General features: G+C 62.7%; 17 protein-coding genes and 2 pseudogenes. 7 read left to right on the forward strand and 12 right to left on the reverse strand.

Going from position 1 to position 19281, the window contains the following annotated elements:
* Positions 1-55: 55 nt before the first annotated feature.
* The 8 genes from ACIQC5_RS07805 to ACIQC5_RS07840 all read right to left on the reverse strand — a co-directional run bounded on the left by ACIQC5_RS07805 (position 56) and on the right by ACIQC5_RS07840 (position 8823).
* Positions 56-1507: an MmgE/PrpD family protein gene (locus ACIQC5_RS07805; RefSeq protein ID WP_400280199.1), complete on the reverse strand. Its 1452-nt coding sequence runs from the start codon at positions 1505-1507 to the stop codon at positions 56-58.
* The gene (locus tag ACIQC5_RS07810) at positions 1504-2403 is read right to left on the reverse strand and encodes a polysaccharide deacetylase (RefSeq protein WP_400280201.1); all 900 of its coding nucleotides are present in this window, start codon (positions 2401-2403) and stop codon (positions 1504-1506) included. Before ACIQC5_RS07810 ends, ACIQC5_RS07805 begins: the two co-directional genes overlap by 4 nt.
* The gene (locus ACIQC5_RS07815) at positions 2381-3304 is read right to left on the reverse strand and encodes a polysaccharide deacetylase (RefSeq protein ID WP_400280203.1); all 924 of its coding nucleotides are present in this window, start codon (positions 3302-3304) and stop codon (positions 2381-2383) included. The genes ACIQC5_RS07810 and ACIQC5_RS07815 overlap by 23 nt, the downstream gene beginning before the upstream one ends.
* Positions 3301-4176, reverse strand: coding sequence for an ABC transporter substrate-binding protein (locus ACIQC5_RS07820; protein ID WP_400280205.1), 876 nt, complete (start codon positions 4174-4176; stop codon positions 3301-3303). Before ACIQC5_RS07820 ends, ACIQC5_RS07815 begins: the two co-directional genes overlap by 4 nt.
* Positions 4177-4204: 28 nt before the next feature.
* A complete protein-coding gene (locus ACIQC5_RS07825; protein WP_400280207.1) occupies positions 4205-4972 on the reverse strand; it encodes an amino acid ABC transporter ATP-binding protein in 768 nt (255 codons plus the stop codon).
* Positions 4969-5886 carry an amino acid ABC transporter permease gene (locus ACIQC5_RS07830; protein WP_400280209.1) on the reverse strand — a complete coding sequence of 306 codons (918 nt, stop codon included), beginning with the start codon at positions 5884-5886 and terminating at the stop codon, positions 4969-4971. Before ACIQC5_RS07830 ends, ACIQC5_RS07825 begins: the two co-directional genes overlap by 4 nt.
* A gap of 66 nt (positions 5887-5952) precedes the next feature.
* Entirely contained in the window at positions 5953-7395 is a 1443-nt protein-coding gene (gene argH / locus ACIQC5_RS07835; protein ID WP_400280211.1) for an argininosuccinate lyase, read from the reverse strand.
* 363 nt (positions 7396-7758) lie between these two features.
* Entirely contained in the window at positions 7759-8823 is a 1065-nt protein-coding gene (locus ACIQC5_RS07840; protein ID WP_400280213.1) for a LacI family DNA-binding transcriptional regulator, read from the reverse strand.
* Between the two features lie 278 nt (positions 8824-9101).
* Between ACIQC5_RS07840 and ACIQC5_RS07845 the strand changes: the two are divergent.
* From ACIQC5_RS07845 to ACIQC5_RS07860, 4 genes and pseudogenes are all read left to right on the forward strand, one after another.
* Positions 9102-9638: pseudogene (locus tag ACIQC5_RS07845) on the forward strand (hypothetical protein); the annotation flags it as partial.
* A gap of 284 nt (positions 9639-9922) precedes the next feature.
* Positions 9923-10183, forward strand: coding sequence for a hypothetical protein (locus ACIQC5_RS07850; RefSeq protein ID WP_400280215.1), 261 nt, complete (start codon positions 9923-9925; stop codon positions 10181-10183).
* Between the two features lie 232 nt (positions 10184-10415).
* Positions 10416-11240 carry a MurR/RpiR family transcriptional regulator gene (locus ACIQC5_RS07855; protein WP_400280217.1) on the forward strand — a complete coding sequence of 275 codons (825 nt, stop codon included), beginning with the start codon at positions 10416-10418 and terminating at the stop codon, positions 11238-11240.
* A gap of 112 nt (positions 11241-11352) precedes the next feature.
* On the forward strand, positions 11353-12906 hold the full coding sequence (locus ACIQC5_RS07860) for an NCS1 family nucleobase:cation symporter-1 (RefSeq protein ID WP_400280219.1): 1554 nt from the start codon (positions 11353-11355) through the stop codon (positions 12904-12906).
* Between the two features lie 273 nt (positions 12907-13179).
* Here ACIQC5_RS07860 and ACIQC5_RS07865 read toward each other — a convergent pair.
* Positions 13180-13362 (reverse strand): annotated as a pseudogene (locus ACIQC5_RS07865) (TniB family NTP-binding protein); the annotation flags it as partial.
* Between the two features lie 468 nt (positions 13363-13830).
* Between ACIQC5_RS07865 and ACIQC5_RS07870 the strand changes: the two are divergent.
* Positions 13831-14520, forward strand: a complete 690-nt coding sequence (locus ACIQC5_RS07870) for a TetR/AcrR family transcriptional regulator (protein WP_400280221.1) — start codon at positions 13831-13833, stop codon at positions 14518-14520.
* Between the two features lie 7 nt (positions 14521-14527).
* Here the strand turns inward: ACIQC5_RS07870 and ACIQC5_RS07875 are convergent, their stop codons facing one another.
* Together ACIQC5_RS07875 and ACIQC5_RS07880 are read right to left on the reverse strand one after the other, a co-directional pair.
* Complete coding sequence (locus tag ACIQC5_RS07875) at positions 14528-15175, reverse strand: LytR C-terminal domain-containing protein (protein WP_400280874.1); 648 nt, start codon at positions 15173-15175, stop codon at positions 14528-14530.
* Between the two features lie 112 nt (positions 15176-15287).
* Positions 15288-15587 (reverse strand): type II toxin-antitoxin system VapB family antitoxin, encoded by a 300-nt coding sequence (locus tag ACIQC5_RS07880; RefSeq protein ID WP_021471645.1) that lies wholly within the window; start codon positions 15585-15587, stop codon positions 15288-15290.
* Positions 15588-15723: 136 nt separating this feature from the next.
* Between ACIQC5_RS07880 and ACIQC5_RS07885 the strand changes: the two genes are divergently transcribed.
* Both ACIQC5_RS07885 and ACIQC5_RS07890 read left to right on the forward strand, forming a co-directional pair.
* Entirely contained in the window at positions 15724-16644 is a 921-nt protein-coding gene (locus ACIQC5_RS07885) for a hypothetical protein (protein WP_400280223.1), read from the forward strand.
* A gap of 100 nt (positions 16645-16744) precedes the next feature.
* Positions 16745-18274, forward strand: coding sequence for a stealth family protein (locus ACIQC5_RS07890; protein WP_400280877.1), 1530 nt, complete (start codon positions 16745-16747; stop codon positions 18272-18274).
* Between the two features lie 24 nt (positions 18275-18298).
* Here the strand turns inward: ACIQC5_RS07890 and ACIQC5_RS07895 are convergent, their stop codons facing one another.
* A complete protein-coding gene (locus ACIQC5_RS07895; RefSeq protein ID WP_400280225.1) occupies positions 18299-19240 on the reverse strand; it encodes a phosphodiesterase in 942 nt (313 codons plus the stop codon).
* Positions 19241-19281 lie beyond the last annotated feature (41 nt).

Genomic DNA, 19281 nt, shown 5'->3' on the forward strand with positions numbered 1-19281 from the left:
CCGGCGGCCAGGCGGACACCGGCGGACGCAGGGCTGGCGCCCGCCACGTGGATGCCTAACTGAGCAGCACGGGCTCCGCATTCGACGCAAGCAGGTTCAGCAGCGGGCCCACATCCGCCGTCGATTCCAGGTCCAGTACGAGGTCGGCGATGCTGGCTGCAACGGACTTCGGCAATCTGGTGGTGGCGAGGCCCATGAACTTGTCGATGGATTCGGCGTCGCTAAGCCTGTTGGTTGGAGCGCCCTTCGCCCGCACGGCTTGGACCTCGAACGTCCCGGTTTCCGTTGTCACCAACAGCTGCGGTTCCGCAGAGCCACCTTGCTGCAGCGGGTCGACCTCGACGGTAATCCGGCCCATGAGTTCGACTAGCCGGGGGTCACTCCTGCCCTGCTCAGTGATGTGGTCCAAGCCGACGGCACCATGAAGGACCGCCGCCGCCAGGGCAAACTGCATGCTCAACTGGGCTGAGACCAGCGAACCGACGTCGGCCTTCCCGCACATGTCCGCAATGAGTGCGCTGGTACGAACGGTGATGTTGCGGACGGAATCCGCTGTGATGCCGCGTCGCTCCCTGAGGTCAAGGACAGCGTCAATGGCCGAGTGGGTGCTGCGGCACGTGGCATAGGGCTTGATGGAAGCCCTTTCGATCTGCCACTCGTGGCCGAGTGTTTCGTACAGCCGGGCCTCATCGATAACCCCGCCCTGCCCGTACAGGCGCAGGAAGCTTCCCCATGGTGCGGAGAACAGGTCGCGAGGCCCCGTGAAACCCGCCCCGGCAAGGAGCGCGCTGTTCAGGCCCGACTCCGCGGCCCGGCCCACGTGCATGCGCTTGGACATGGCGCCATCGCCGATGAAGGACCACGTTCCGCCGGTGAACGAACCGGCCAGGCCGATCGCAGACACCATCTGCGCAGCGTCCAGCCCCAGAACCACCCCCGATGCCACGGCCGCACCAAAAGTTCCGCACACGCCGGTGGAGTGCCAACCGGCGTTGTTGACCGCGTCGTAGCCACCCAGCGCGTCCTGGACCCGCCGGGCTGCTTCATATCCACTGACGACGGCGAGCAGGAGCCTTTCGCCGCTGACGTAAGCACCGCCGTCGTCCGTTGTGCCGGTGTCGCCGCCGGGGCGGACGTTGCCACGGAGTGAAGCCGCCGCGAGCGCGGCGGGCAACACAACAGCTCCGGAGTGGTCACACCCGCCGGAATCGTCCAGTTCGAAGGCGTGGCAGGCAACCCCGTTCACGAACGCCGCACCGAGTACGGGCAGGCCCACCGGAGTTCCCCACAGTGCGGCTCCGGTTCCGGCTGCGGGCGTTCCGTAGGCTGCCGCCAAGGCGGAGCGACTGATGGCAACTTCACGCGAAGCTGCCCCCGCGATGCCTGCGCCCAGTGTGTCCAGGATGTGGATCTTCGCGCGGTGCTGTGCGGAATCGGGGACATCGCCGAGTGTCAGCGTGGTGACGAAGTCGGCGAGTCGTTCGGACGCCGTGGTGTCCATGGTCATTCGGGCCTGCCTTCGAGGGTCAATGCGTGGAAGATCTCGGCGGGGTGATCCGCCGCGTTGGGAGCACCGGCTTCACGCCACCAGGTGGCCACTTCGCCGCCGGTGGCGTGCCAGACGTCGTCGTGGGCGCGGACGTGGTCCAGGAATTCACGCAGCATCCCGATCCGACCGGGTGTTGCAATGATTTCCGGGTGGAGGGTCAGCACGAAGCACAGTCCCTCGGCCCGGTACGCATCGAATTCGAGGATCCAGTTGCGCAGGACCTCCCGGCTGGAGGCAATCCGCGGACTGCCTTTGGGGATGGCCGGATCCAGGTTGAAGACGAAATACGGGTAATCATCCAGTTCGTGATGACGAGGGACTTCCACCAGGCCAGCTGCACCGGCGGCGTGAAAATGGGGCATATCGTCCCCGTGCCACGACGAGGACCATGTGAACCCCATGTCCAGCAGCGCGTGGGGCAGCCCGACCGCATACGATCCCCGCCCTGCTCGAAAGCCTTGGGGGCGGACTCCCAGCCCGAATTCGAAAGCATCCTGCGCCCGGCCAATGCTGTCCAGCTGTTCCGCCAACGACTGCCGGCCCATGTCTTCCAAGTGCCAGCCCATGTTGCCCAGCTCATGTCCGGCGTGCGCGATCGACTCGGCCTGGCGCGGATACGTACGGAGGTTCGCTCCAGGAATGAACCAACTGGCCGTGGTGCCTGTCCGCTCGAACTCGGCCAGCAGGCGATCCACGCCTCGCGTCCCGCCGTACTGTCCAACCGACAGGCTCTTTGCGCGCTCGACGGCGTCGGGCGCCGCCGCGAGGACCGAAAGTTCAGCTTCGAATCCGACCGTGACGACGAAGGCACACTGCTTCCCGCCGGGCCATCTAACGTGCGGTTGCTTCGCCATTGGTTCGGCCCTCCTTCTTTGCCGGCTGAGCCTGCTGCTGCGTCGGCTGCTGGGTCTGCTGCTGGGTCTGCTGCCACCATGCGGCGACGTCGTGGCACGTACTGAACCACACGCCGTCGGCCGCTTTCATGTGCCGGATCCAGCGGTCCAGCAACGCTGCCCGCCCGGGCTTACCCACCACTTTCGGGTGGAAAATTGTCGAAAGGCAGAGCCCTTCAGCGTGGTAACCGTCGAATTCCCGGGTCCAGTTGTCCAGCGTGAGGTCGTAGCTGGCAATGCGGTCCCCGCCCGATGGCCAGTCCGGGTTGGTGGTGTAGGCGAGCGAGGCGTAGTCGTCCATATCCGAGCGCGCCGGGATCTCCACGAGTTTCCCGCCGGGGTGGAAGTACGGACGGTCATCGCCGCGCATCGAGCTTGAATAGAGGAATCCCATGTCGGCCAGCAGCGCCGGAGTTTCCGGACGCCAGTCTCCGGACGGCGTCCGGAAGCCGACTGCCGTGGTGCCCAGGACATCGTGGAAAATGCGCTGGCTGGTGTCAATAACCTGCCGTTGCCGGGCAGTGGTGAGATCCCAGTACTTTTCATGTTTGTAGCCGTGGTGGGCTATCTCGTGGCCCTGTTCAACGATCCTCAGGCACTGCTCCGGCCACGTTTGCACCACCCATGCCGGCGTGAAGAACGTTGCGGGAATTCCGTGGGTGTCCAATAGCCCGAGGATCCGGTCCAGGGCGCGCCATGGACCATAGGCACCCAGGCTGAAGTACTCGGGCTTGTCCCAGATGGTGCCCTTCAGCATGGCATCACCTGTAGGTCCGTCAAGGTCAAAGGCCAGGGCGACGGCGCTCCGCTTTGCGTCGGGCCACACCGCCGCCCCGGACTTCACAACTGCGGTTTGGTTCACTTGACGCCGTTGATTTCGGGAGTCATGGCTCCGTAGCCGACGCCCCACTTGTCCAGGATCTTCTGGTAGTCGCCGCTTTCAATGATCTTGGCGAAGGCATCCTTCACGGCGTTGGCCAGCTGGGTGTTGTCCTTCTGCATGAGCACACCGAAAGGCTTTGCCGGCAGCGGATCGAGCACAGCCGCGTACTTTCCGGGCTCGGTCTTGGCAAAGTAAGCCAGGTTCTCGCCGCCTTGGGCAGCAAGATCCACACGACCCTGCTCGATCTGGAGTCGGGCAGCAGCACCGGAATCGGTGGGCAGGATGCTCAATTCAGGCAAGCCGTTGTCCGTGCACACGGTCTTGCTCAAGGTCTTGACCTGCTCGAAATAGTCGGTCTTGCCACTGACTGCCAGCTTCTTGCCACAGATATCGCTTTGCTTGGTGAATTCACCGGCACGGGCACCTGAGGTGTACAGGCTGCCCTGGGACTTGAAGTAGTCCACAAAGTCTGCGGTCTTCTGCCGTTCCGCCGTGTCCGAGATGCCGGACATCACCAGGTCCACGCGGCCCGTCTGGACAGAGTTGATGAGCTGGTCAAAGGGCGATTCGACCACTTCGATCTCGACGCCGAGGACCTCCCCCAGCTTTTGCTGCAGATCGATGTCGACGCCGGACAGCTTCTTGTCGCTGTCGCGGAACTCCATGGGAGGAAAGTCGGGCGACAACCCGATCCGTATTTTGCCAGCGTCCTTGATGGTCTGCGGCAGGCCTGTGGTTCCTGCCGCAGCCTCGGTGGTGGTGGTCTCAGCGCCACCCACGCAGGCGGTGAGGCCGAAGGCTGCGACCGCGGTGATGGCCGCGATGCGCGCGGCGTTCTTGAAGTGCTTCATGTTGGCTCCAGGTGGTTGGGGGTTGGGTCTAGAAGACGCGGGAAAGGAAGGCCTTGGTGCGCTCGTGCTGCGGATTTCCCAGGACCTCTGCGGGTGGCCCGAGTTCTACGATTTCGCCGCCGTGCATGAAGGCGACGCGGTCCGCCACTTCCTTGGCGAATCCGATTTCGTGGGTGACCACGATCATGGTGAGGCCGGACTTGGCCAGGTCCTTCATGACATCGAGCACCTCACCAACAAGCTCGGGGTCCAGTGCGGACGTTGGCTCGTCGAAGAGGATCAATTCGGGTTTCATGGCCAGCGCCCTCGCGATGGCCACTCGCTGCTGCTGGCCACCGGAGAGTTGCCGGGGGTAGGAGGACTCGCGCCCTTCCAGGCCCACCCTGGCAAGCAACTCCGAGGCATGCCGTTTTGCTTCGGCCGGTTTGACCTTGTTGACCAGCACCGGACCTTCGATAATGTTCTCCAGCACGGTCATGTGCGGGAAAAGATTGAACCGCTGGAAGACCATGCCAATGGAACAGCGCTGCCTGGCTGCCTCCTTGTCCGAGAGTTCGAACAGGCGGTTGCCATCCTGTCGGTAACCCACCACCTTCTCGCCTACCCAGATGCGCCCGTTGGAGAGCGTTTCCAGATGGTTGATGCAGCGCAGGAACGTGCTCTTTCCTGAACCGGAAGCTCCCAGGAGGCACACGACCTCCCCGCTGTTGACCTCGAGGTTTATTCCCTTGAGGACTTCATTCAGGCCAAAGCTTTTGTGCACATTTTCGGCGCGGACCAGAACGTTGGTTGTCATGACAATGCCTTCCTGTTGGTGCCAAAGATGCTTTTCACCCGTTGGAACGGCGTCAGCGGGAGTTGCCGGCTGGAGGAGCCCTTGGCGAAGAAGCGTTCAAGGTAGAACTGGCCGATGCTCAGGATGGACACCGCGCCCAGGTACCAGACGGCACAGACGATCAGCAGTTCCATGATTCGGTTGTTCACGTAATAGATGTGTTGTGCCTCGGAAAGGATTTCGCTGACACCGATTGCCGAGGCAAGGGACGTGGTCTTCAGCATGCCGATCACTTCGTTGCCAACCGGTGGGATGATGACCCGCATGGCCTGGGGCAGGACGATCCTGCGCATGGCCTGCAGCCTCGTCATCCCAACAGCCTGTGCTGCTTCGGTCTGGCCCTCATCAACGGACAGGATGCCGCCACGGACCACCTCCGAGGTATACGCGCCCTGGTTCAAACCAAGGCCGATGGAAGCCGCAACAAAGGGCGTCAGGATGTCGATCATGCGTCCTGAGTAGAGGCCAGGAATACCGATGACCGGGAAGATGAGCGCCAGGTTGAACCACATCAGGAGCTGCAGGTAGACGGGAGTGCCACGGAACACCCAGATGTACAACCAGGCGACGCCCGAGACCACAGGGTTCTTGGAGAGACGCATCACCGCTGTGACAACACCCAGGACCAGGCCGATAGCCATGGCCACTGCCGTGAGGAGGAGCGCTACGCCGATGCCTTGGATGAGGACGGGGACTGTGAGATACTCCTGGACAGTGAGCCAGTCAATCTTGGCCCGGGAGAAGGAGACCCCCAGCCATACCAGCAGCAGGACCACCGCGGCGGCGCCTGCCCACCGGCCGAGGTGCCGCCGGGGGACGATTTTCAGGTCGGCCGATGCTGCGCCCGTAACGCTCGGCTCGGTTTGAGTGTTCATGGCTTTTTCCTGATCGTGGAGGGTATCTGTTGCGCTTGAACGTCCTGCGCTTGAAGGGCCCATGGTTCAGCCCTGGTTGTTCGGCCTGACGCGCAGGCCGTCGTAATCGGCTGTCCAGCTTTTGATCTGGTCCAGCTTTGCCCGGAGCCGCGTCAGTTGCTCTGACACGCGTTGGGGCGAGGTGCCGCCGAATCCGGAATGTGCATCCAGCGCTGCTTCCAGAGTAAGGACAGTCCTGATTTCCGGCGTCAGCCGGGGGTCAACCGATGCCAACTGCTCATCACTGAGGTCGTCGTAGTCCAGGCCCCGGGACTCACAGAAACGTACCAGCGACCCCGAGATCTCATGTGCCTCGCTGAAAGGGGTCCCTTGCCGTGCCAGCCAATCCGCAACTTCTGTGGCCAGGGTGTAGCCGGCCGTTGCCTGACGACGGACTTCATCGACGTTGACCGTGAAGGTCCGGACCAGGCCGCTGAGCGCAGGCAGCGTAACCTCCAGGGTCTCCACTGCGTCAATCACAGCGTTCTTGTCCTCGGCGAGGTCCCGGTTGTAGGCCAGCGGCAACGATTTAACAGCTGCCATCAAGCCCATGAGGTCGCCCAGGACGCGTCCCGATTTCCCCCGCGCCAACTCGGCGATATCCGGGTTCTTCTTCTGCGGCATGATGGAGCTCCCGGTGCAATAGGCATCATCCATGGTGATCCAGCGGAATTGCTGCGATGCCCAGGAGATGATTTCTTCACAGAGGCGCGAAATGTCGATGAGCGACAGGGAGCAGACGAAGAGGAACTCAATCGCGGCATCCCGGCTTCCGACGGCGTCGATGGAGTTTTCGGCACTGGTCTCGTAGCCCTGATCCAGGGCAGCCAGCTCGGGGTTAAGGGCAAACGTGGATCCAGCCAAGGCGGCTGCGCCCAGCGGCGAGACAGCAGCTCGGCGATCCCAGTCCTGGAAGCGGTTGAGGTCCCGGACCAGGGGTTGGGCGTGGGCGAGGATCTGGTGGGCGAACACGACGGGCTGCGCTGACTGAAGATGCGTGAATCCGGGAACCGGCGTCCTCAAGTGCTGCTCGGCCTGGCTGGCCAAGGCCTGTGTGAGGTCGATGAGAAGTTCGCTGACCGTGCGCACTTTGTCCCGCATGTAGAGCCTGAGATCGTTGGCTGCCTGGTCGTTGCGCGAACGCCCGGCCCTGATCTTGCCGCCAGTGGGACCCATGCGCTCAATCAGGAGCCGCTCCAGGAAGGTGTGGACGTCTTCGTCCGCTTCCTGCGGTGCTACGCGATCTTCCTGGATGTCGCGGGCCACTGCGTCAATCGTGTCGAGGAAGGCGACCAACTCGGCGTCGTCAATGAGACCTGAACGGTTCAATTCGCGGACGTGCGCCCGGGAACCATGCAGATCATACGGCGCCATGCGGAAGTAGCGGGGATCCGACCGTGAGAAGCGGGTGAGTTCCGGGCTGGAAGCGCCGGCAAACCGGCCGCCCCAAAGCTTCGTTTGTTCTTTCATGGGTATGGCTCCTAGAGGAAAAGTTGCTGGGAAGTGATCGGTGTCACTTCATGCAACGAAAGTATTTCTGGAGTAAACCGTAATTGTCAATGGTTTCGGAGTTGTTTCAGATCGGTTACGTCGCGATTCTGTTCTATTGGAGACTGGTCTCCCACTTGCAAATGCCTGATTCAGATACCGGTATCTTGCATTGAAACCATGGTATGAGACACCGGTATCTCCAGCAATTGTTTTTTACCGGACACCCCAGCGAAGCCCGGTGTTCCGCGGAACTTGCGCTCCGCGCGAGAGCACAACAAAGGGCCCGCCGGCAGTCTGCCGCGGGCTCCGACTATCCGCTCAGCCGGCCAGTTTAAAGCGCGTTTAGATCTTTGCGGCCGCCAAGTTCGCAACGGAGGCCCTGTGCGTGAACTCCGCGGGCAGGAGATGTTTCCTCGATAGGGGCCCCCGGCCCTCGATACGACCCAAAAGGACTTCCGCGGCCCGCACACCCATGCTGTAAGGCTGCAGTGAAACCGCCGAAATCTCCGGGCAGCTGACCGTCATCCAGTCGGCATCATCCAGGCAGACCAAGGAGATATCGTCCGGAACGCTGAGCCCGGCGTCGCGGATGGCTTGGAATGCGGGGAGGGCAACCCGGCTGTAGGACGCAATCACGGCGGTTGGGCGATCTTCCCGAACAAGGAGGGCGGCGACGATTTCCTTGGTTTTCTCCGGCGACATGGCGTCGGAGATAAATTCATACTTCACGCCCGCGGCTGTTGCCACTTCGCGAACGGCCCGCACCCTGTCTGCAATGGTGGAGATGGGCAATGGATGCCCGGCTTCGAGTTCAGCCGGGGTTTTGGTGGTTGCCGACAGGAACGCCACATGCGTATGCCCGCGCTCAACCAGGAATTCCATGACCGCTTTGGCATCCCCATGGCAATCCGTGCCTACCCAGTCGGCCTCAACGTCGTCGGGTTGCCTGTCGAAGAGGACCAGCGGCCTGCCCATCCGCACAACGTCCAACAGATGGGCCGAGTCACTCCGCGTGGTTGACGCCACAATCAAGCCGTCCACCCGCTTATCCAGGAACACCTGAACGGCAGCCCTCTCGGCCGCAACGTTTTCATCGGTATTGGCAAGGATCACGTCAAAACCCGCTACTTTGGCGGCGTCAGTCATGCCTCGGACTGCCCTGGCGAAGTGGGGATTCTCAATGTCACTCACAACCACCCCAATGGTGTGCGAGCGGCCTGAACTCACGCTTCGGGCCAATGCGTTGCCCCTGTATCCCAGGGTTTCCGCGGCCGCAACCACCATGTCCACCAAGTCCTGGCTGACTGAACCATACCCACCCAAGGCCCTGGCCGCCGTCGAACGCGATACGCCCGCGAGACGGGCCACATCCATTAAATTGGCGCTGCGGGGTACGTGATTTTCCATAAGGAAAATGTACAGCAAATGTTTGGCAATTCGGATGGCAGAAGGCGTGCATTGACACCGGTATCCCACACCGAACGACCATCCGGTCCCAGGTTGGAACAGTGCACTTCCTGGGGGCGTTTCAGTGGGATCCGAGTGATGTGCCATGGTCCGTGGTGGACTATTTGGCGGCGTAGCTCGGAGTCGCCGATCTGTCGGTCATCAAGCGGTACCCCGAGCGGGTTGCGACTCCGAACGCCCATGCGCGGGAGATCCGCCGGCTCTAAGGCTACGAGGACTTTACTGGACCTGCAGTTGAGGATCCGAGCGACTTCGTTTACTCGCGGGCTTGGCCGCAGGGTGAGGGGCCGACAGCGTTGTTCACCCATGCGGTGCTCTGGTTACGTCGGAGACAGATCCTCCGGCCCGGAGTGACGAGGCTATCGAAGACTGTTCAGGCCGCTCGGGAACGTGCCGTGTCGGAACTGTACGAGCTGCTTGCCGAAGCAGCGAAGCCGGGATACTCAGTCGCCGCCCGGCTGCGTGGACTGCCGGCAGTTGATGAGGGCACCCGTGTCCCGGTTGGAAGTATTGCGTTCCGGGCCTGTGAGGTTATCTGTGCCGACAATGAATCAGGCACTGCGCAGGGTAGGGCAAATCCGGGCTCTCGGGGTTGGCAAGGTGGACACTTCACAGTCGCCGGCATCCCGGCCACGGACGCTGGCGCGGTGTGGGTTGGCGGCGAAGGCACAGTCGCCGCGCCGGTTGGCAGAGCCGCGTCGCACGTCGACGCTGTTGGCTACCCTGGACACTTTGTCTGCGTCGGCGGTCGATGACGCGTTGGATTTATTTGATGCGCTGACGGCATCGAAGGTATTGGTCCCCTCAAAGACGGCTGCAGCCGCCTCCCGGTTGGAGTCACTGCCGGAACTGAAGAGGCCTCAGCAATTCTTGCCCGGGTCGGCCGAGAATTGGTCTCTGTGGTGAAAGAGGGGGCCAACGGATCGATGTAGCGACGATATGGGCTCGGTTGGAAAAGGTCGCCGCACGGGATCAGGTCGCGCGGTATGCCGACACGGTCGGTGTTCTCATCCCGGAACGCGTCAAGGCTGGGGGCGCTATGCGTCAGCAAGTGGCCCACCGATATCGAACCATTGCCCCGCTCCTTGGGCTGTTGGCCAACACATTGCCGTTGCAGGCAACAGCAACACGACAGCCCATGCTTGATGCCCTCGCCATGCTGGACGGTCCGCGCGGTCGACGCCAGCTCCTTCGGAATGACATTGACGAGGCATCGGTTCCGTCAGCCTGGCGTGCAGCGGAGTTCGGCCGTGGCGGGGTGGAGGTTGACCGGGAAGCATGGTTTTTTGTGCGTGCCTGAGCGGACAAGAGTGGTGATGTTCATGCCCGTGCAGGTGTTGGGCAGGGTCATGGTTTGAGCGGCGTTTGATGCTGTCACCGATGATGAACGCTAGCTTCGTTGTCCCTCCGCCCGCGGTGGTCCGTTGGGCGACGACCCGACCCACTCAGTCCTGACCTCTTTTGCGCTGCGGCCACGGCCGCAGCCGCAGCAGTCCGTGCGTTCGACCGGTGCGGCGTGAGACGGTTGTTTCATGAGGATCGATGAGCGAATCGAACGGCACTATCCGGAGCTGGGGCCACAGGAGCGAAAGGCCGCGGACACCTTGCTGGACCGCCTGGGCGATCTGGCGGTCTACAACGCGGCCGAACTCGCCGAGTTGAGCGGCGTTTCCAAGGCCACCATGAGCCGGCTTTTCCGCCGCCTGGGATTTGCCGACTACAACGAAGTCAAGGAGCACATCCGGAGCCTGCGATCCAGCGGGGTGCCGCTTGCCGCCCAAGGGGCCGATGGCGGCCTGCCCCAGCATCTTGCCTTGGAGCACCAGAACCTGAAGCGGCTTTTTGAAGGTCTTGAAGATGCACGGCTGCAGGAAGCGACCAGGTTGCTGGCCGGGGCCCGGAACGTTCTGGTACTCGGATTCCGCAACAGTTTCCCGCTGGCTCTGCACCTTAGGCAGCAACTACTGCAGTGCCGGCCTGCAGTAGCCCTGGCACCACAGCCGGGTCAAAGCGTCGGGGAAGAACTCGCGGGGATGGGCGAGGCGGACGTCGTCGTCCTGCTCGGATTCCGGCGCCGGCCGGAGGGTTTCCACAGTGCGCTGAAAGCTGCCGCTGCCACGGGTGCAAGTACCATCCTGATCGCAGACCCCAGCGCCCGCTGGCTTGCCGCGGAGGCTTCGATCTGGATCGAGTGCCCGTTGGAGGGCAGTGCAGCCTTCGACAGCTACGCCACAGCCATGAGCCTCATGAGCGTTCTCGCCAACGGAGTGCTCGCCGGCCGCGGCCGCCCCGGGCGGGACCGTGTCAGGGAAATCACCGGCGTCTACGATTCGCTGCGGGAGATCGAACGGCGTTAGGAATTGTAAACAGGATGTAGCGCCGTCGAAACAGCGATGAAACTTTGGTTTCATCTAATTGAGAACATGGAACGGCTGAACCAGCCGGGACCCAGACCGATTAGAGGACACCATGCCAGACCCCCAGACTACTGCGGTACCCAACGACGCCCTCGCCGCCCCCGGCCTTGGCCCCGCCCGCGATCCACGACTCAGCAATGACGACCTTGCGCCGCTGAAAAGTCAGCGCTGGACGACGTACAACCTTTTCGCGTTCTGGATGTCCGATGTCCACAGCATTGGTGGCTACGTTACGGCCGGAAGCCTCTTCGCGCTGGGCCTCGCCAGCTGGCAGGTTCTCGTTGCGCTGTTGGCGGGCATCGTGATCGTTCAGATTTTCTGCAACCTGGTGGCCAAACCCAGCCAGAAAACCGGCGTTCCGTACCCGGTGATAAACCGGGCCGTCTTCGGTGTCAAAGGCGCCAACATCCCCGCCATCATCCGCGGCCTGATCGCCGTCGCCTGGTACGGGGTGCAGACCTTCCTCGCGTCAGAGGCCCTCGTGATCGTGTTCCTTAAATTCTTCCCGGCCATGACACCGCTCTACGACACCCAACAGTACGGTTTCCTGGGCCTCTCGGCCTTGGGGTGGATTTGCTACGGCATCCTTTGGGTGGCCCAGGCTGCGTTGTTCTGGAACGGGATGGAAAGTATCCGCAAGTTCATTGACTTCGCCGGCCCCGCCGTGTACGTCGTCATGCTCATCTTGGCCATCTACCTGGTCTCCCAGGCCGGCATCGGCAACATCAGCCTCAACCTGTCCGCCGGTGAGCCACTCGACTTCGCGGCATCCATCCCGGTCATGATCTCCGCGATTGCGCTCGTGGTGTCCTACTTCTCGGGCCCCATGCTCAACTTCGGCGATTTCGCCCGCTACGGGAAGAGCTTCAAAGCGGTCAAGAAGGGCAATCTCCTGGGCCTTCCCGTCAACTTCCTGTTCTTCTCGCTGCTGACCGTCATTACGGCGTCGGCCACGATCCCCGTCTTCGGGCACCTCATCACCGATCCGGTCAAGACTGTGCAGGAAATCGACTCAGTTTTCGCGGTGCTGCTGGGCGGGCTGACCTTTGTCATCGCAACTGTCGGCATTAACATCGTGGCCAACTTCATCTCACCGGCATTTGATTTCTCCAACGTGAGCCCGCAGAAGATCAGCTGGCGCATGGGCGGCATGATTGCCGCCGTCGGATCCGTCATCCTGACCCCGTGGAACTGGTACTCAAACAATGACGCCATTCACTACACACTCGGGGTGCTGGGCGCCTTGATCGGCCCGCTCTTCGGCATCCTGATAGCCGGGTACTACTTGGTGGGCAAACAGAAAGTGTGGGTGGAGGACATGTACACGATGAAGCCGAGTGGAAAGTACTGGTTCCGCAACGGCTACAACCCCAACGCGATCAAAGCCGTGGCCGTCAGCGGAGTCATCTCGATCGCTTCGGTCCTGATCCCCAAGATGCTGCTGGATTCAGGCGCAACGACCGTCAACGCCACCTGGATTGGCAACTACAGCTGGTTCCTTGGCTGCGCACTGGGCCTGGTGGCCTTCTGGTCCTTTGAGAAGAGCACGCCGATGATCAACCTTGAGCCGAACGGTGTCGAGGCGAACGACGGCGCATTGAGCTGACCCCCTCAGCGGGCTGGCAGTTGTTGCCGCTTTTCCACTGAAAATGGAGGCGGCAACTGCCAGTCCGCGCCAACACAGGCGTCGTCAGTTCTGGTTGAGCTCCTCGGAGATCGTCTGGGCCGCCTCCCGAAGCAGCCGCGCCACGCCGCCAGCGAAGGACTGGTCCATCCAGGAGGCGGGGCCAGAGACGGAAATCACCGCCGCCCTCGGCGCATTGGGGATGGCCATCGCGAAGCGATGTACGCCTATCTCCTACTCTTCCTCATCGACGAACTAGCCGCGTTCGGCGCGATGTAGAAGCGCGCGACGCAAGGCTCGGACGGTATGTGCCCGCACATCACCGGAATGTCTTCCCGGCCTGCCCCGTCCACAGGCCGGCCCCCGGCGAAACTTTTCCACAAACATCGACCTGCCGTTGTTCGTCGGACCGATCAGCAACACGGTCGGCATTCGCCGTTTCTCCGGCCATCACAGCAGGGCCTCCAGACGGGCCACCACCTCCACCGCGCACGGATAGCCGATCCACCGGTCGGCCCGGATCAGTTCGCCCGTTCGTTCGCAGGCAACCGGGCCGTGTCCCGCACGCTCGGGTGCAGGTGGGACAACTCGGGCGCCTCGTACTCGGGCACGTTCACCACTGCTGGATCTAATCGAATCGCGGCACCCGGACCACATCCACCGTGTCCAGCGCCTGATCAGCCGGGCCTCCGACGGGAACAAAGGGGTTGGTATCCCGGCGCGCCGCATCGTCGCTACATTGCGGCTCGGCGTCGCGTCGCATGCGCCTGGTTGTCTTCGCCGCAGTAGTCGATTGAACCCCCTCTGGTTGGGCCCGAGTCCCTTGATGCGATCCTTTTCGCCGACAAGAAAGGACACTGATTCAGGCAGCACCAGTTTGCTGACAGATCCCTGTAAAGTGTCTATATGCCAAGGATCACGGCCGCCACGAATGCTGCCCAACGCGCCGAGACCCAACGTCGGATTCTGAAGGCCTTCGGTGAACTGCTCTTCACCCACGGACTTCCGGGGCTGACCATGACCGACGTCGCACGCCATGCCGGGGTGGGACGAACCGCCGTCTACAACTACTATGCGGACATGGAGCAACTGCTCATCGCGTACGCTTTGGACGAGACTGAGCGTTTCATCGTGGACCTTCGCGATTCTCTGGCGGCGCTCGAGAATCCTGTGGACAGGCTGGCACTGTACGTCCGCGCCCAGGTGGAGGACCTCAGCCGGCGCCACCTGCCACCAGGACCGGCCATGGCGGCGGTACTCTCCCCTGGTTCGTTCTCCAAGCTCGCGGACCACGTGGGCGACTTGAACGTCCTGCTCCAGGACATCCTCAGCGATGGCGTCCAGCAGGGCTATTTGCCGGACATCGACGTCACGCAACTCGCACGGCTCATTCACGGCACACTGTCCGCCAGCGCCGCACGACGCAACCGAACGCCCGACGGCGAGACTCCCCAGACTGCCCCGACCACCGACGTCGAGAGCCTGGCCGCGCAGGAGGGACAGATCGCTCAAACGGTGCGGTTCATCCAGCTCGGCGCCGGGGCGCGCTTCGGCGAAGACGGCCGCCCTCTTCGCCTGGACGAAGCTGCCCTCTAAGACACGACTAGGGCTTCGGTGCCGGGGTAAGGATGATCGGCCACTTGGAATTGTCGGCGATCCGCAGGTTTTCGCGGGGACAAGCCAGCATGCCGGGAGTCTGATCCACCAGCTGCGGTTCCACCAGGCCCTCGAAACCCGGAGTCAACACAACGTCCACCGAGGCATCTTCACGGTTGTCTTGGAAGTAGTCCGTCCCGGCAAGGTTGCGCTGGACGTTGAACGCAGCGGCCTCGCCCTTGACGCCGGAGATCACTATGCCAATGCCGGAATAGCCGGTGTCGCTGTTGTCCACGGAGCCCACTTTAAAGCCGCGCGCGGTGAATTGATCCGCGATGGTTCGGGCCAATCCGCCCCTGGAGGTGGCGTTGAAAACGTTGAGGGTCACTTGGTCGTTCGGAAGGTAGTCGAACGTCGTGGTGGGGCACAGGCTGGTAGGCGCCTTGCTGGCGATTGCAGTGGGGATCTTGATGAGCCCGTTCATGATGGCCCACGCACCCACCGCGCCGGCAGCGATGACGCCGACGAGCAGGACCAGGACAATGCCGTGGAACAGGCGGCGTCCGAAGCGGCCGCGGTGCGGTTGTGAATCCACGGCGAACGTGGCCCGCAGTTCAGGTCCGGTCACCACATGGTGGCCGTGGAGGCGCGTCACATCTTTGGGACGCTTGCGTTTTTTTGGGCGGGCCTTGGGCTGCTCAGTGGCATCCGCTGGTGCTCCGCTCCCGAGAACCGGTTCGGTCATTTCCTGCTCCGGAGCCTCAGGCCTAGCCATCGATGACCAGCACGCGTGCGTGGATCGCCGTCCTTTGGTGGAGCGCCGTGCGGACCGCTCTATGGAGGCCATCTTCGAGGTACATGACGCCCTGGTACTGGACAACGTGCGGGAACAGGTCGCCGAAAAATGTTGAATCCTCAGCCAACAAAGCCTCCAAATCAAGGGTTCGCTTGGTGGTTACGAGTTCGTCCAGGCGGACGGGGCGCGGGGGCAGCGCGGCCCAATCGCGAGGCGCGGAGTATCCATGGTCAGGGTACGGGCGTCCCTCGCCCACAGCTTTGAAGATCACTCTGCAAGCCTATGGAAGAAGCAGCCCCAACGGAACTTGTGAGCCCCGGCACAGGCAGGTTGTGGCCAAAAGGTGACTATCCGACGTCGCGCGTCATAGCTGTGATGCAAACCGCATGGACTGACAGAATGGGAGCATGACTCAACCGCTCCACGGCACTGACCGCACCCCTCTTCAGAAAGCGCCGCCACTTGCGCTGCTGCTCGACGTCGACGGACCGATCGCGAGCCCTGTCACGCGGGATGTGAAACCGGACATCATCGCCGATCTCGTGGCGCTGGCCGCCGCGGGCATTCCTGTCATCTTCAACACGGGCCGCTCCGATGCCTTCATCAGCGAGCAAGTCATGGAGCCCATGATTGCTGCCGGAATGCCATCCGGCACGGTCATCCATGCCATTTGCGAAAAGGGCGCAGTGTGGTTCAGCTACACGGCAACGGGTCCGGGGCCGATCCACGTTGACCACGAGCTCGCGGTCCCCAAGGCCTACGGCGACGATATTCGCAGGCTCGTGGCCGAGGACTACGCCTCGCACATGTTCTTCGACGAGACTAAACGCGCCATGGTCTCAGTGGAGCAGCACTTGGAGGTCACCAGCGAGGATTACCTGGCCGAGCAAAAACTCTTCGACGCCGACGCCCTGGACATCATGGGACGTCACGGCCTCAACGCGGCGATCCTGGATCACCACGCCCCGGAATCCGACGACGCCGCAGATTACCGTCTGGACCCCACTATCATCTCCACGGACATCGAGTCGGTCAGGCTCGGAAAGGACCTCGGCGCAAGCCGCGCCGTGGAGCTGCTTGCAGCCCAGGGCATCACCCCTCTGGCTTGGCGTACGGTGGGCGACTCACGCACCGACTACGCCATGGCAGACTGGCTCCATCACAATGATCACGACGTCAAGCACGTGGACGTCCGTCCCGCAGACGGCGTTCCGGTCAAGCCCTACACCATCCTGACGGCTGCCGACCTCGACCTCGCGGACGACGTCATCCACGACGACGCCGGCGGCGCCTTCCTGCGCAGCTGGCGCGAGGCGCTTGCCATCTAGCATTCTGCATTCCACCCCAGAGCAGTTCGGAGAAACAGCCATCACTCAAGCACAGGTCGATCCGATTTACCACGGCAGCCCCACCGTAGAAGAAGACGCGATCGCCGAGGCGGTCTCGCCTGCCGTTGTTGCCCACCTAAAGCACAGGTCCGACGTCGTCCGTCACCGCGGGCGGTACGCCCTCGTCAACGCCGATCTCACGCCACAGCAGGCCATGGTGGTGGACCTGCTCGCCATTCGAGCGGCCTTGGACACTGCCGGCGTCGACTTCATCCTGGTGCGCGGCAACGACGAAAGGCCGGTCATCGCCGTCGATTGGGAGCACCGCAAGGAGCTCCGCGAAGCACTGGTTACTGCCTTCCGCAACGAACCGTTCTATTCCATGACCGTTGACGCCCGGAAGAAGTCGTCGGTGCTCGTGGCCGACGGCGAGCTGTCCGCCAACAGGAAAGCCCGGATCTTCCGCTTGTACCGCCCCAGGGTGGAACCCGGCGGCGGTTTGTCTTACGGCCCGGGCCTCGGCGTCCAGTTGGAGCTCTGGCGCTTCGAGGGCGACCATCTGGAACTGCCCGTGGAGAACTCCCTGACCCGCCGCACCATGCTGCGGCAGGACGCCGTACGGGGCACTGTGCAGCGACACGGCCTCACGTGGCCAACCATCGAGAACATGTTTGCGGACCACGCGAGCGACATCGACTTCGACATCGACATAGTCTTCTCCTGGGTTGACGGCAGCGATCCCGCCTACATCGCGGCTCGACGCTCCCAGCAGGCAGATGCCGTCCTTGGCGAAGGCGACGCGCATGAGGCACGCTACCGGCAGATCAACGAGCTCAAGTACGCCCTGCGCTCGGTCCACATGTTCGCGCCTTGGGTCCGCCGCATCTTCATCGTCACCGATTCACCCACGCCTTCATGGCTGGCCGAGCACCCCTCGGTGACGATCGTCCGGAGTGAAGAATTCTTCGCCGATCCCTCTGTGCTGCCAACGCACAATTCGCAGGCCGTGGAATCCCAGTTGCACCACATCAAGGACCTGTCGGAGCACTTCCTCTACTCCAATGACGACATGTTCTTTGGCCGCCCCGTCAGCCCGGACATGTTCTTCACGCCCGGAGGCATCACCAAATTCATCGAAGCAGAAACGCGGATCGGGCTCGGCGAGAACGATACCGAGCGCAGCGGTTTCGAGAACGCCGCCAGGGTCAACCGCAAGCTGCTGTGGGAACGCTTCGGCAGGATCACCACGAGGCACCTGGAACACACTGCGGCCCCGTTGCGGCGGAGCGTCGTGGCAGAAATGGAGCGCGAGTTCCCTGCCGAGTTCACCAAGACAGCTGCCAGCCGGTTCCGTGCCGCTGACAACATCTCCGTCACCAACTCGTTCTACCACTACTACGCGCTGCTGACGGGCCGCGCGGTGACCCAGACCAGCGCCAGGGTGCGGTATGTGGACACCACCTTGTGGGCCGGGCTGCACTATTTGCCCAAGCTCCTGGCCAAGCGAAACATGGACTTCTTCTGCCTCAACGACGGCAGTTTCCCTGAGGTAGAGGCGGACGAACGCGCGGACCTGGTGACGGACTTCATGGAGAAGTACTTCCCGGTCAAGGCGCCCTGGGAGAAGTAGGTGCTTGGCTTCGGCCGGTGAACGTCAGTCGCGGTCCACGAGCTCCGCTTGGGGGACAGCGGCTTGCACCCGCGATCGCCGCGGAATGCGGATACCGGCCGCAGCCAGCCTGCGCTGAACCTCGGCCGCGTCCACGGGTTCGCCCACTGTGACGCCCCCGGACATCGGAACCACCGAGTGAACGATCGTGTGTTCGTAGACGTGGACCATATTGTAGGCCTGCGCGCCGTCGCGGCCGCGCTGGCCCCCAGCCCTCACGCCAAGGTCCTGCGTGTAGCACGTGGCGGAGGCGACGGACACCGGAATGCCGGCGAAGCCCGCCGTCGTGGAGTAGTGCAGGTGACCGCCCAGGATGGTGCGGACATCTGAATTGCGAACGACGGCGGCCAGCTCGGCTTGGCCACGCAGCTCCACCAAGACTGCGAGGTCCTGGACGCACGGTACTGGTGGGTGGTGCAGGGCCAGGATGGTGCCGTCCGGGGCCGGCGTCGCCAGCTCGTCGGCGAGCCACTCGAGCTGCGAGTCGGACAATTCGCCGTGGTGGTAGCCGGGAACGGTGGTGTCCAGCGTGATGATCCTGAGCCCGTTGACAAAGTAGCTGCGGTCCACGGGGTCTTGGGGCTTGCTGTCCTCGGACGCATCCATGAATGCGGTACGGAAGTTCGCGCGATTGTCATGGTTTCCCATGGCCCAGATGGCCTTTGCCCCGAGCGTCTCGCAAACGGGTTCGACCATCTCGCGAAGCAGCCTGTAGGCCGCGGTTTCGCCTGTGTCCGCGAGATCACCTGTGAAGATGATCGCGTCGGGGTTGAGCTTGGATGCGACGATCTGGTCGAAGATTTCCTGCAGTCTGAGCGCACTGTCCACTGAACCGTAGAGTGTGCCGGGGCCGCCCACCAAATGCAGATCACTCAGATGCAACAGCACATGACCTGGTTTGGGGTACTCGGCTTCGATGAACTCCATGACTAGCCTTAGCGGTTGGTGGGAGGCGGCGCCTCCCGTGT

This window comes from Paenarthrobacter sp. NPDC092416 (assembly GCF_044755025.1).
In the GTDB taxonomy this organism is placed as follows: Bacteria; Actinomycetota; Actinomycetes; order Actinomycetales; family Micrococcaceae; genus Arthrobacter.

Coding starts and splice junctions, on each gene's coding strand:
- ACIQC5_RS07855 (WP_400280217.1), top strand. CDS start 10,416: ATGAGGATCGATGAGCGAATCGAACGGCACTATCCGGAGCTGGGGCCA.
- ACIQC5_RS07860 (WP_400280219.1), top strand. CDS start 11,353: ATGCCAGACCCCCAGACTACTGCGGTACCCAACGACGCCCTCGCCGCC.
- ACIQC5_RS07805 (WP_400280199.1), bottom strand. CDS start 1,507: ATGACCATGGACACCACGGCGTCCGAACGACTCGCCGACTTCGTCACC.
- ACIQC5_RS07810 (WP_400280201.1), bottom strand. CDS start 2,403: ATGGCGAAGCAACCGCACGTTAGATGGCCCGGCGGGAAGCAGTGTGCC.
- ACIQC5_RS07820 (WP_400280205.1), bottom strand. CDS start 4,176: ATGAAGCACTTCAAGAACGCCGCGCGCATCGCGGCCATCACCGCGGTC.
- argH (WP_400280211.1), bottom strand. CDS start 7,395: ATGAAAGAACAAACGAAGCTTTGGGGCGGCCGGTTTGCCGGCGCTTCC.
- ACIQC5_RS07885 (WP_400280223.1), top strand. CDS start 15,724: ATGACTCAACCGCTCCACGGCACTGACCGCACCCCTCTTCAGAAAGCG.
- ACIQC5_RS07825 (WP_400280207.1), bottom strand. CDS start 4,972: ATGACAACCAACGTTCTGGTCCGCGCCGAAAATGTGCACAAAAGCTTT.
- ACIQC5_RS07850 (WP_400280215.1), top strand. CDS start 9,923: ATGCGTCAGCAAGTGGCCCACCGATATCGAACCATTGCCCCGCTCCTT.
- ACIQC5_RS07830 (WP_400280209.1), bottom strand. CDS start 5,886: ATGAACACTCAAACCGAGCCGAGCGTTACGGGCGCAGCATCGGCCGAC.
- ACIQC5_RS07895 (WP_400280225.1), bottom strand. CDS start 19,240: ATGGAGTTCATCGAAGCCGAGTACCCCAAACCAGGTCATGTGCTGTTG.
- ACIQC5_RS07840 (WP_400280213.1), bottom strand. CDS start 8,823: ATGGAAAATCACGTACCCCGCAGCGCCAATTTAATGGATGTGGCCCGT.
- ACIQC5_RS07870 (WP_400280221.1), top strand. CDS start 13,831: ATGCCAAGGATCACGGCCGCCACGAATGCTGCCCAACGCGCCGAGACC.